This is a genomic window from Sinomicrobium halophytocola (assembly GCF_052983395.1).
Window position 1 is genome coordinate 65,802 of record NZ_JBRKIT010000042.1, and the last position, 13,013, is coordinate 78,814.

At 45.2% G+C, this 13,013-nt stretch carries 8 protein-coding genes; 4 read left to right on the forward strand and 4 right to left on the reverse strand.

The window, feature by feature from the left end; genetic code table 11:
- The first annotated feature begins 32 nt into the window (after positions 1-32).
- The 4 genes from ACVBDY_RS18670 to ACVBDY_RS18685 are packed head-to-tail and all read left to right on the forward strand — an operon-like array spanning position 33 to position 4,420.
- Positions 33-2,114 (forward strand): rhamnogalacturonan lyase, encoded by a 2,082-nt coding sequence (locus ACVBDY_RS18670; RefSeq protein ID WP_447176981.1) that lies wholly within the window; start codon positions 33-35, stop codon positions 2,112-2,114.
- A 1-nt stretch (position 2,115) separates the two neighbouring features.
- Positions 2,116-2,292 carry a T9SS type A sorting domain-containing protein gene (locus ACVBDY_RS18675; RefSeq protein ID WP_447176982.1) on the forward strand — a complete coding sequence of 59 codons (177 nt, stop codon included), beginning with the start codon at positions 2,116-2,118 and terminating at the stop codon, positions 2,290-2,292.
- Between the two features lie 29 nt (positions 2,293-2,321).
- Positions 2,322-3,443 carry a glycoside hydrolase family 88/105 protein gene (locus ACVBDY_RS18680; protein WP_447176983.1) on the forward strand — a complete coding sequence of 374 codons (1,122 nt, stop codon included), beginning with the start codon at positions 2,322-2,324 and terminating at the stop codon, positions 3,441-3,443.
- 50 nt (positions 3,444-3,493) lie between these two features.
- Positions 3,494-4,420: an alpha/beta hydrolase gene (locus ACVBDY_RS18685; RefSeq protein ID WP_447176984.1), complete on the forward strand. Its 927-nt coding sequence runs from the start codon at positions 3,494-3,496 to the stop codon at positions 4,418-4,420.
- Between the two features lie 2 nt (positions 4,421-4,422).
- On the opposite strand, the gene ACVBDY_RS18690 is transcribed toward ACVBDY_RS18685, so the two are convergent.
- Genes ACVBDY_RS18690 through ACVBDY_RS18705 form a run of 4 tightly spaced genes read right to left on the reverse strand, consistent with a single transcriptional unit; the run spans position 4,423 to position 12,646 of the window.
- Positions 4,423-5,937 (reverse strand): sialate O-acetylesterase, encoded by a 1,515-nt coding sequence (locus ACVBDY_RS18690; RefSeq protein ID WP_447176985.1) that lies wholly within the window; start codon positions 5,935-5,937, stop codon positions 4,423-4,425.
- A gap of 53 nt (positions 5,938-5,990) precedes the next feature.
- The gene (locus tag ACVBDY_RS18695) at positions 5,991-7,298 is read right to left on the reverse strand and encodes a rhamnogalacturonidase (protein ID WP_447176986.1); all 1,308 of its coding nucleotides are present in this window, start codon (positions 7,296-7,298) and stop codon (positions 5,991-5,993) included.
- Positions 7,299-7,327: 29 nt separating this feature from the next.
- Positions 7,328-9,397 (reverse strand): RagB/SusD family nutrient uptake outer membrane protein, encoded by a 2,070-nt coding sequence (locus ACVBDY_RS18700; protein WP_447176987.1) that lies wholly within the window; start codon positions 9,395-9,397, stop codon positions 7,328-7,330.
- An 18-nt stretch (positions 9,398-9,415) separates the two neighbouring features.
- Positions 9,416-12,646: a SusC/RagA family TonB-linked outer membrane protein gene (locus ACVBDY_RS18705; protein WP_447176988.1), complete on the reverse strand. Its 3,231-nt coding sequence runs from the start codon at positions 12,644-12,646 to the stop codon at positions 9,416-9,418.
- Between the last annotated feature and the right edge of the window lie 367 nt (positions 12,647-13,013).

A 13,013-nucleotide genomic window follows, 5' to 3' on the forward strand; every position in this document is an offset into this window, starting at 1 on the left:
GTGACCATAGCACAGCCAAAATCTTAAAGACCATGAAAAACAATTACTTTTTACCTGTTATCCTGCTTTTTGCCGGAGCCTTCAGTGTGTATGCCCAGCACCGGATGGAAGATCTCGATCGGGGGCTCGTTGCCGTCAGGACAGGTCCGGATGCAGTATATGTAGCCTGGCGTTTGCTGGGAAATGATCCGGATTCACTGGCTTTTAACGTATATCGTGACGGGGTCTTACAAAATGGCGATCCCATAACACAAAGTACCAACTATATAGACAGCACTGCTGTAGACGGAGCGTACTACATTCGCCCCGTTGTCGGTGGAGAAGAACAAGACCCTTCGAAAACCATAGGGATCTGGCAGCAAAACTATCTGCAGATCCCCCTGCAACAGCCCCCCGGAGGTACTACCCCGGATGGCGTGGCATATACTTATACTGCTAATGATTGCAGCGTCGGAGATCTTAACGGGGATGGCCGTTATGAAGTAATAATCAAATGGGACCCCACCAATTCCAAGGATAATTCACACAGTGGTTATACCGGGAATGTATTCCTGGATGCCTATACGATGGACGGAGAGCAGCTATGGAGAATAGATCTTGGACGCAATATCAGGGCGGGAGCGCATTACACCCAGTTTATGGTATATGATCTGGACAGCGACGGTAAGGCCGAAGTTGCCTGTAAAACGGCAGATGCGACTGTGGACGGTCAGGGTACCGTAATCGGAGATCCGAACGCGGATTACAGGAACAGCTCCGGGTATATCCTGGACGGCCCCGAATTCCTCACCGTGTTTAACGGGGAGACGGGAGCGGCAATGGCTACCACGGATTACGTACCGGCAAGGGGAAATGTAGGCGACTGGGGCGATACCAATGGTAACCGCGTAGACCGTTTCCTGGCCGGAGTGGCCTATCTCGACGGGCAACGGCCCAGCCTGGTCATGTGCCGGGGATATTACACACGTTCTGTACTGGCGGCCTGGGACTGGAGAAACGGACAGCTCACACAGCGTTGGGTATTTGATTCCGATGATCCGGGGAATGAAGGATACGCAGGTCAGGGAGCCCATAGCCTAAGTATTGCCGATGTGGATGGTGACGGAAAGGATGAGATCGTGTATGGGGCGATGACTGTAGACGATGACGGAACAGGGCTTTATACGACGGGACTGGGGCACGGAGATGCCCTGCATGTTTCCGATCTGGATCCGCTGCGGCCCGGGCTGGAAGTCTTTATGCCCCACGAAAACAAAAAGGACGGTATCACGTTTCGCGATGCCCGTACCGGAGAAATTATCTGGCAACATAAAAAAGATACCGATGTAGGCAGGGGCCTTGCGGCTGATATAGATTCCACCCGTATCGGCGCCGAATTCTGGGCTTCCAGTGGTTTGGGCGTGTATAACACCAGGGGAGAACAGGTACATACCGGTATCCCGTCCATCAATCACGCGATTTGGTGGGATGATGACCTCCAGAGAGAACTGCTCGACGGAACAAGTATTTCCAAATACGGAGTAGGGACAGTTTTTACGGCAGAAGGCTGTAGTTCAAATAATGGTACAAAAGCAAATCCCGGCCTGCAGGCCGACCTGTTCGGAGACTGGAGGGAAGAAGTGATTTTTCGTACCTCCGACAATACCGCTTTGCGTATTTATATGAATACCGAAGAATCGTACCGGAAGATGTATACCCTGATGCACGATCCGCAATACCGCGTAGCCATTGCCTGGCAGAATACAGGATATAACCAGCCACCGCATCCTTCTTTTTATATAGGTACAGGTATGGAAACCCCGCCTCCTTCCCCCATAGCTAATAACGTGCTCCGCCGGAACGGAGGAGACATATGGGATGCAGGAACTACTGCCAGCTGGGCATGGCGGAATACGACATCTATATTTAGCCGGGGAGATGACGTATTGTTTGATGTTTCCGGAAATAATGACAGTAGTGTTGAGATCGCAGGAAAAATATTTCCTTCCGGGGTTACCGTAAATACTCCTGAGGATTATCGGTTTACAGGAACGGGCTCATTGTCCGGCTCGATGCAGTGGATAAAAAGAGGAACAGGAATACTGATCCTGTATAAAGGCGACACATTTTTCTGAAGTGCCCAAGGCCTGTAGCGAAGTATTTCTGTATCCTTTTTGGGGAAGGTTGCTTTACAGACAGAACTTCAAAGGAGAAAACCATCAGATACCTGTAAAGTCATTCCCGCAGGGAGTTTACGTGCTGAAAGTGAAGAACTATAGCTGTGAAATAACACAAAAAATAGTGAAAAATTAAGCATAACACATATCCGAAAAACATTGATAATGAAAAAAACCTTATTTGTTTTACTCGTAGGAATATCCGGTATTACACAAGCACAAACGTTGCCGGACAGGGCTGAAGTCCTGGGAAAAATGGAGCTGGCCAACAAGTATTTTATGGAGAAGTGGCCCGATGTGGGGAAAACCATTATTACCAATAAAGAGCGCCCGAGCCACATCTGGACAAGGGCAGTGTATTACGAAGGGCTTATGGCTCTGCATGAAATATATCCGAGGGAAGAATACTATAACTATGCAAAAGACTGGGCCGATTTTCACCAATGGGGCTTCCGGGGAGGAAACACCACCCGGAATGCCGATAATTATTGTGCGGCACAGACCTATATAGACCTTTACAACCTTTCTCCCTCACCGGAAAAACTGAAGAACACCAGGGCACAAACAGCAATGCTGCTGCATACGCCACAAAATGATGATTGGTCCTGGATAGATGCCATACAAATGGGGATGCCCGTCCTGGCAAAAATGGGAGTATTGGAAAATGATGACAGGTATTTTGAGAAAATGTACAGCATGTATATGTTCACCAGGAACAAACATGGTAAAAACGGGCTTTTTAATGAAAAAGACGGTCTATGGTGGCGCGATGCCGATTTTACACCTCCTTATAAAGAACCGAACGGAGAAGATTGTTACTGGAGCCGGGGTAACGGGTGGGTTATTGTTGCCCTCGCCAGAGTATTGGATATTATTCCGGAAAACGCCCCGCACCGGGAGCAGTATGTCAAAGATCTGAAACAGATGGCCAAAGCCCTTTTACCCATACAAAGCAAAGACGGTTTCTGGAATGTAAGTCTGCATGACCCTACCAATTACGGAGGAAAGGAATTAACAGGTACCGCTATGTTCGTCTATGGCATGGCATACGGTGTTAATAAAGGTATTCTGGACAAGGATACCTATCTGCCGGCAATTCTCAAAGGATGGAATGCGATGGTAAATGAGAGCCTGCACGACAATGGTTTCCTGGGGTATGTACAATCTACCGGGAAAGAACCTAAAGAAGGACAGCCGCTCAGCTATACTAAAGTTCCCGATTTTGAAGATTACGGACTGGGAAGCTTTTTGCTGGCGGGGAGTGAGGTTTATAAACTGGAAAAATAAGTGAGTACATTATATAGTTTCATGTATATTTATATGGAAAAACCAAAAACATGAAGATACAGTTCATACTTACAGTTTTTACCTTATTTTCTGTTCTCATATCCTACGGCCAGAACACTACGGTCAGGATATGGCCCGAAACCATTCCCGGGGCCGTTGACAACCCGGACTACAAAACAGAGACCCTATATGATAACAACGGAAAATCGCCCCGGATAAGTAAAGTAACAGATCCGGTTATGGAAGTCTTCCTTCCCGGGAAGGAAAAAGCTAACGGGACTGCCGTACTGATCTGTCCCGGTGGAGGGTATGCCCGTCTCGCCATAGATCACGAAGGCAGGGACGTCGCTGCCTGGTTTAACGAGATGGGAATTGCAGCTTTCGTCCTGCAATACCGCCTGCCCAGTGATGTTATAATGAAAGATAAAAGTATAGGCCCCTTGCAGGATGGGCAGGAAGCGATTCGTATACTGCGCAGAAATGCGGAAAAATGGAATATTAAGCCGGACAGGATTGGTATTATGGGGTTTTCGGCCGGGGGACACCTGGCATCTACTGTGTCTACTCATTTTACGGATGAAGTGTATACGATAGATGACGAAACCAGTGCAAGACCCGATTTTTCCATGCTTATTTACCCGGTGATTTCCATGGACACGGAAATTACCCATAAAGGTTCGCGTGACAATCTCATCGGAGAGAACCCGGATGCCGGTCTCACGGAACGGTTCTCTAACGAACTTCAGATAAACAAAGATACTCCGCCTGCGTTTCTCGTGCATTCTTCAGATGACAGAACCGTTCCGGTGGAAAACAGTATTCGTTATTATCTCGGACTGAAGGGGCACGGGGTACCCGCAGAAATGCACATTTATACACAAGGGGGGCATGGCTATGGTATGGGAAGAACGGAAAATACTGAGTCCGCATGGCCTGAAGCCCTAAAACACTGGTTGCGGATGAACGGGTGGCTGTAATATCAGTTTTTACCGTAAGTGCTTTCCGGCCAGTCGTCTGTTCGGAAAGGGGAAGCGGGTAAACCCTCTTCGTTGAATAAGTTGTGCTCGGGGATATTTTCCCAACCGAAGCGTACGGCTACTGGATCTTTTATTTTCGGATTTGAAACTACAATGGTAGAGCCCTCTATTTTTGCTTCGGCAGTCAAAAATTCTTTGTTTTTTCCGGCAATGGTGAAATATGTAAGAGAATCCCCCTTACATATCAGCCCGGAACCCGTGTGGTCAAGATGCAGTCGAATTTTCCCCGGCTCCTTTTCCATATGAGTATAGATGGGACCGGAGTATACAAGTCCCTTTTCCCCATAGGTTTTGGACCTGGCCCAAAGTCCTAATCTTTCGCCCACTACCTGTTTGTTAAGTGGATGGATATTCGTTGCATTTCCTGCATCGGTAAGGACTACCATTCCGGTATTAGGTACGGATTTCATGCTCAGCAGCTGGGCTTCCCTTATTTCCGGGTTTTGTCCGCGGTGCGGAGCTATCTGTACAAAATAGAAGGGAAAATCATTCTGTTTCCAATCGTTTCGCCAGTTTTTTATCATGGCAGGAAACAGTTTGCGGTATTGGTATGCCCTTTCGGCATTACTTTCTCCCTGGTACCAGATAACGCCTTGTATGGTATAGTTCAGTAACGGATACACCATGGCGTTATAGATCAGTGAAGGAGATTTGCTGTATTGTGGACTTTTTGGTTTTTTCAGTGTTTCCGACACATCGTTACCGGCCTTGTGTTTTTGTGACTCGTATTCCTTTAATGCCGCTTTGTAGTTGTTATAAGTTTCTCGATAACGGTCCAGTATGGGGACAAAATCGGGATCTTTTTCCAGGACTTCCCTTTTTGTCCAGGCTTCTGCCGGTGTCCCTCCCCATGCGGATGTGATCAGTCCTACAGGGACATTTTGGGTTTTGTAGATTTCCCTGCCGAAAAAGTATCCGACTGCGGAAAAATCGTAAATACTTTCCGGACTGCATGCCTGCCACTTTCCTTCCACATCGGTCCGGAGGGAATCGGATGTTTTGAGGGCCACAGTAAAAAGCCGGATCAGGGGATAATTGGCTTCTTTTACCTCTTTTTGATAGTTTAACACCCCGGTTTTCCATGTTTTTTCGTATTTCCCGACAGGCATATGCATGTTGGATTGCCCGGAGCATATCCAGACTTCTCCGATAAGTACATCGGATAGTGTTATTTTATTTTCTCCCTGTAAAAGAATAGTATAGGGCCCTCCGGCTTTTGGAGTGGAAACCGGTATTTTCCAGTTCCCCTGCGCATCGGCCGTAGTGCGTATTAATTCTTTTTGCCATCCCGGGGCAATAGTAACTTCCTCGCCGGGGTTTGCCCACCCCCAGATGTTTATTTCTGCCTGTTGTTGCAATACCATATGATCTCCCACCAGTGCAGGAAGCCTGATTTTTGCGTTGGCAGGAAAACTCAGTGATAAAAAGAAGACAAGAGAAAGTATAGGCGATTTCATAGTTCGGGTTTTACGGAGTGATTTATTATAATTCCGGACTCGTTTGGACGAATTTATTCTCCGGTGTTAATTTTTACATTCCTGATGGTAAAATTATTCACATGATTCTTATTAAACGCCGGGTGCTCGGCAACTTTAATATCTAAGTTTTCAAATGTAAAGTCCGAAAGTTTATACTGGTCGGATTTTCGGACATTGAAAAACGTATTGCAATCCACCTTTATATCCCTCATGGTTATATGCCCGGCATAAGACATCAGCATATCCTGTTGCCCTTTCAGGTCAAAAAATTGTGTCCAGGGTTTGATATAAATGAAATTATCTACCTTTCCCGAAATTTCTTCTACCCGTATGTATTCGTAATTCTGAGGAGTGTCCGGCCGCATTTTCAACCATAAGAGCCGTTTGGCGTCGTTCACGGTACTTCGCCGGAATATAATATTGCGGTTATGGATAGATTCGCTTCCACAGGTAAGGGCACTGTGGCAAAACCCATAGGTACAATCTTCTATGATTATGTTCCTGTTTTCTCCGTTATTTTCATCTTTATCTGCCGTAGGGCCTTTCCCCCCTTTCAGAGCTACGGCATCGTCATTTACAGACATATAACATCCTTTGATGAGAACTTCGGAACAGGCATCGATATCCACGGCATCGGTACTGGGGGCCTTTACCGGTTCTTTAGGAGATAAAATGGTTAAGTTCAATAGCTTAATTTTTTCACATTTATAGAAATGAGAAGTCCAGAAAGGTGAATTTTTAAGTGTTACATCGGATAACCGGATATTTTTGCTGTTTGAAATATAAACCAGGCGTGGTCGCATTTCGTCCATATTGGTACATTGCGGATTGAACTCCCGCCTCAACCAAAAGGCTTTCCAGTAACGCAAACCGTTCCCGTCAATAGTCCCCTCCCCTGAAATAGTAAACCCGTCCAGGCCATCGGCATTTACCAGGGCGGCAAAATATTTTAAGCTTTGCCCTTCCATACGTGTCATTAGTAAAGGGAAATTACTGATATCATCGCTTCCTTTCAATACTCCCCCGGGCTCAATATGCAAATGGGTTCCCTGTTTAAAAAAAAGAGAGCCGCTGAGAAAAGTTCCTTCAGGGATAATTATTACACCACCACCTGCATGATACGCCTTATTAATCACGGCTTGAATTTTCTCCGTCTGCAAAATCGTACTGTCATTTTTTATGTCGTAATCGGTTATACGGAATAGCCTGCCTAAAGTTTGGATATCGGTTGGTTCATTTTCATAAAACCATTCGGGAATGGGTGTTCCGTCCGGAAATAATTCCTGAGCCCTGGTATTAAGGCTAATTATTAATGCAACTAAGAAGATATAATATTTCACATGGATAAATTTAAACATTATATTTTTTATTAATAACCCGGGAGCTGTGTCAGATTAGGGTTATCGATCATGGGGTGACCGGCAGACTGGGCGGCAAAAGGGAGCAATTCGGTGCGATTTTCCCGGAAACCGTAATAGAGGCCATCACCACCTCCCGGGGCCTCGATCCAGTTGGGGTACTGACCTCCGTTTTCATCGGAACCTGTAGGTTGCGTGTAAATAATGGCCCCGATTTGCAATGTATTAAAGCCGCCTCGGAACCCTACTGCTTTACGGGCATTACCGTTAAAAGTACTGGTATAGGCTTCGAACATATTTACAGGATACCATTTATCCCCGCTTTCGACAGAAATGCCGTGAGCAGCTGCTATATCGGCCAGGGTCTGCTGAAAATCATCATAACCGGACGCATCGGCAGGTAAGTCCTGAACTGCTGCAATTTCAGTTGTATTAGTTAAATCTATATAATCTACCGCCAGAAATTCATCGCCATAGCTTTGTGCGTCCTCATGATATTTATACAAACGATATGCAGGAACATCAGCATATTCACCGGTACGGTCAGAAAGGTTCTTTATGGCCTGCTGGGCCTCGGTCAATTCTTCGGTCAAACGATTCATCCGGATTAAGTCGGTACGTAGATTAAATTCGCCTGCAAATTCCCATTTGCGTTCCTGTACTATAGCCTTTTCAAACTCCTGTTGCCCGGAAGGTATGGGCATGGCACCTATACCGGCACGATCTCTTACTGCTCTCAGGGCATCCATAGCAGCTCCTGTGGGGCCTCCATTCAGGTAATTCTGTGCTTCTGCGTACATCAGCAACACATCGGAATAACGTAAAACGGGAATGTTGAGATTCCGGCTGCTCGCCGCTTGTGGCTCTACACACCACGAAATGCGGAATTTACCGGGCATTATAGAGGAATACGTGGTCCCCACGTCTACCCAGGTATCACTTGAACTTCCGTTATCTAAAAAATAAATACTGTAGGCAGTACAAGAGACATCCCGTCGGGTATCGTTTTCATCAAAAGACAAGTAGTAGGTAGGGAGCATAAATTGCATGGCCTTACGCGAACCAAATGTACCACCTCTGGAACCGGGGTGGGCGTATACCCCGAAACTCGAGTTGGTATTTGGCCCATATTGTGCCGTGTGCCAGAGTATTTCGGTATCAACACTCGTAAAATTGCGCTGACAGAAGTTATACCATAAATACTGAAAACCGCTCATTCCGCCCTGGTCCTGTATCAAATGATTGGCGCCCCGGCCTATTATCTCTTCACAGGCATCACTGGCGATCTGGTATAGTTCCCGGACGCGGTCATTATCATTGCGACGTGCCATTGAAGCTGCGGAGGGGTTATTGAGGTCCCAACGCAGGGAATAGCCCCCGGCATAAAGTGCTATACGGGCCAGCAGGGCATAGACTCCTTGTTTAGTCAGACGTTCGTTTGTAGGAAACCCACTTTCCGATAACCAGGGGATATCGTCTATGGATTCCTGTATATCGGTGATAATATGATCGTATATTTCATCCCGCGGTGAGCGTGAAGGGTAAAAGGTATTTTCATCATCAGGGTTCATCTCCTCCAGCGGAATCCACACTGCGGGGACATCACCATACACGCGGATGAGGTTGTAATAACAGAAAGCACGGATCGCTTTTGCTTCTCCCAGCAAAGCGTTGCGTTTATCACTCTCTTCCATGGCATTTAGCCTGCTGATGGCGATGTTGGCAGATTCTATGGCGGAGTACATTTCCGCATAAATAGTGGTCACGGTAAAAGGAGAAGTGGCGTCATAATAATAATTACAGATGTTGTACTTGGAATTATTGGTAGATCCGTCCTCGCAGGAATGCATGACCGTTTCTCCTGCTCCCAGCTGATAAAACATTTCGGTAGGCACCAGACCCCGATAGCAACCTTGTACAAACATATCTGCTGTTTCTATGTCAGAAAATACCGATTCGGTATCGGAAGAGTTATAGGGAGGCATATCCAGAAAATCCTTTTCGCAAGAACTGATGCCGAAGGCAACTATTATTAGCGATAATACGGGTAACCTCTTTTTTATGTTGAATATCTTTTTCATCGTCTGTAATAGTTTACATTAAAATGTTAGATTAATACCGAGAACAAAACTTCTGGAACGCGGATACGTAGAACTGTCATATCCGGGGGTAACAGTAACACCCTCTGCGGCCGCAACTTCCGGGTCATAACCGGAATAACCCGTTATTGTAGCCAGGTTATTGACCGTAACATAGAAACGGGCGTTAGACATATAGGCTTTCTCCGCCCACTTTGCAGGTAGGGTGTACCCCAGTGTTAACTGTGCAATACGCAGATAAGACCCATCTTCTACATAATACGATGATGGATAGGTAATATAGCTTGAGTTGGTCGTATTTAAACTCCAGGTACGCGAAGCTTCATCGGGGTTTAACTCTCTCAATCTTGACAGACTCGATGCCTGCCTGCCTGTTAAAGGGTCTATAACCCGGTAATAATTATTCCCGAATTCTTCGGGGACATTCTGGTAAAGCGCATACGGGCTCAAACTATGTTTGGTTGCATTATAAATATCATTACCTACGCTGAATTTCATAAATACGCTCAGGTCGAAGCCTTTGTATGTAAATGTATTGCTGATACCCCCTGTATAGTCAGGAGTACCGTTCCCTATTTTAACCAATTCGCGGGTAAATTGATCCCCTTCTTCATTATCCGCAGCGAATTTAATATCACCGGGGCTCGGGGTAGCGTCGCCATAGGGTTTAACGACGCCTTCCCTTAAGGTGAGTGTACCGTCGGCATTCTCTGAGAAATCATCTGTGGTGTACAGTCCGTCATACGCATAACCATACATATTTCCCAGTTGTTCGTCAATTACTGCATAATAGGTGACAGAACCTGTTCTGTTACCACCGACACTGAATGTGCGTTGATCCAGGCCCTTCTCCAGGGAAATTACCCTGGACCTGTTTAATGACAAGTTCATATCGGTTGTCCACCGAAAATCTTTAGATTCTATATTTACGGTACCCAGTGTAAATTCCCATCCGCGGTTACGCATGGTCCCTACATTCTGATATTGTCTGGTATACCCTGTGGAAACGGGAACCAAGCTGGACATAAGCATATCACTGACATTGTTGTTATACCACTCGGTTGTTAATTTTATACGACTCCTGAACATACTTATGTCCATACCGATGTTAGTAGCTTTTAGTGTTTCCCATTTCAGGTTTTCATTGCCTAAGGTATTGCTGGTAACGTAAGCCGGATTACCAATGGTGTTATTTATAGGGTAATCTGTTTGAGACACATTGGTAAGGTATAGATTATCATCTATTCCGTTATTACCGGTAATACCGTATCCCACACGTAACTTTAAGTTGTTTACCGTGTTCATTATATTGCCGTTTTTCCAGAAATTTTCTTCCGAAATACGCCATGCTCCCGATACGGAAGGGAATATTCCCCATCTGTTGCCTCTGGCAAATTTGGAAGAGCCATCTCCTCTTATGGTTGCGGTTAACAGGTAACGATTGTCATACGTGTAGTTTACACGTCCGAAAACAGAAAGCAGGCCGTTGCGTGAATGCCCTGTTTCTTTATCGGATACCGTTGCATTGGATATGTCATCCAATCCGAAATTGGGATACGGAAATTGCCTGAGCTCGATCTCGTTATTTTCCGATTCACTGTAGTTTACCTCATGCCCTAACAACACATTCACATAATGCTTTTGAGCAAAGGTTTGATTGTAGTTCAATGTATTGGTTATCTGGTACCGGTACGATTCGGAATTACCAATACTTCCGTTAATCCCCGTATTTACAGGGTCTGTTAGGTATGCTCTGGAATTCTCATCCGAAAAGGAAGTGGATTTACTGTTTGACCAGGTATATTGGCCGGATGTACGCCATGTGAAATGTTTGAGAAAATCAAACTCTACACCTGCATTTACTATAAAGGTACGGGAACGCTTGTTCGAGGTAGAAGCATTATTCTCTATAAGCGGGTTTTCCGTATCGTAAGTAGAATCCAGTGCCGAAAAGTCCGGATAAGTCTGCGTATTTAGCAATTGATCTTCTGTAAATAAAGTACCTCCGTTTATCGGTTGGAGAAGTATTTTTTTCATACCGGAATAGGCACCACCTCCATCGGTTGATATGTTTGAAAACATGGTATTAACATCCAGTCGGATCCCCTTATAAAGTTCCGAATTGATTTTGGCACGAAAAGAATTTCTCTTCTCGTTGTGATTTGCCAGGAGACCGTCCTGCCCGTTGTAATTATAACTCAGAAAAGCCTGCGTTTTCTCAGTACCGGTGGTAACAGTAACGTTATGATTTTGAGTTAAGGCCGATCCACCCAGCATCCTGTCCTGCCAGTCTATGGCATTGGCAGAAGCATATCTATTGTTAATACGACCAAAGGTACCTGTATAAAATTCGGGAGTATCTGTCCCCAGACTGTTATCAAAAACATTACTCCATTGGGTCGTTTTACCTTGCAGCTGGGCCATTTCATACTGATACCTTACAAAATTTTCGGTATCGGATATCATGTCCAGCTCTTTGGAAAGCCTGTCGAACGAAGCAAAGGAATTAAAAGAAACCTTTGTTTTTCCTGTTTCTCCGGATTTAGTGGTAATCACAATAATACCGTTAGACCCCCGGGCTCCGTAAATGGCTGTGGATGAGGCGTCCTTTAATATTTCGATACTTTCAATATCATTCGGATTAATTACATTAAGTGCGTTACTCATCTGAAAACCGTCTACGATATAAAGCGGTTCGGTATCCTGAGTAATCGATGCCCCTCCCCGGATGGTAATATTCGCTTCGGCCCCGGGAGCACCACCTGAGGTTACAATATTTAATCCTGCTGCTCTCCCCTGAAGTGCCTGTACGGCATTCATTGCCGGAACAGAAGCTAATTCATCGGCGGAGACAGAAGATATTGCCCCGGTCAAATCAGACTTTTTTACCGCTCCATAGCCCACGACCACTACCTCATCGAGTTCGGAATGGTCTGCTTGCATCCGGATATTAAAATCTGCTGCTTCTCCAACGACCAACTCAATCGTTTTCGTTCCTATATAAGAAAAAACAATGACGTTGTTTTCTGAAACTTCAAGACTGTAATGTCCGTCAAAGTCAGTTTGTGTTCCTGTTGTAGTTCCTTTTATCAGCACGTTTACGCCAGGTAAGGGCACACCGTTTTCATCGATAACATTACCCTCTATATGCTTTACCTCCTGGGCACTGACAAAAGATATACCTGCCAGAAATAAAGCTGAAAAGAAGAGCTTTAGAATATGGTTTTTCATAAATAGTTTTGGTTTTATTAACACATCAAAACTATTTTCAACGATATAGAAAACCATCCTGTACTATGCTGAAACACAATTTATTTAACGTTTGACCTGGAATAAATATCGATTGCAACTAATAATCAGGCATTTTTTGCCCGATCAAATTTTTGAGTTGCGTAGCCAATAGCTGCAGAAGGAAAGTCTGTTGGACATGTTGAAAAAGGATATTTTTCAACTAAATGGGAATAGTTTTAATGGGTTCTCTTTGTAAACCAGGATAAAAAAGCACTGTCCTCTACCCTGTTTGATACTTTTTTGCCTGCCGGACAGGACTGTACAGGATACGGTATTTAAATAAAAGAAAGAAATTGCGTAACGAACA

What these genes read in the sequence shown, in the direction of transcription:
- ACVBDY_RS18705 (WP_447176988.1), bottom strand. Translation starts at nt 12,646, where the DNA reads ATGAAAAACCATATTCTAAAGCTCTTCTTTTCAGCTTTATTTCTGGCA.
- ACVBDY_RS18690 (WP_447176985.1), bottom strand. Translation starts at nt 5,937, where the DNA reads ATGAAATCGCCTATACTTTCTCTTGTCTTCTTTTTATCACTGAGTTTT.
- ACVBDY_RS18680 (WP_447176983.1), top strand. Translation starts at nt 2,322, where the DNA reads ATGAAAAAAACCTTATTTGTTTTACTCGTAGGAATATCCGGTATTACA.
- ACVBDY_RS18700 (WP_447176987.1), bottom strand. Translation starts at nt 9,397, where the DNA reads ATGAAAAAGATATTCAACATAAAAAAGAGGTTACCCGTATTATCGCTA.
- ACVBDY_RS18685 (WP_447176984.1), top strand. Translation starts at nt 3,494, where the DNA reads ATGAAGATACAGTTCATACTTACAGTTTTTACCTTATTTTCTGTTCTC.
- ACVBDY_RS18670 (WP_447176981.1), top strand. Translation starts at nt 33, where the DNA reads ATGAAAAACAATTACTTTTTACCTGTTATCCTGCTTTTTGCCGGAGCC.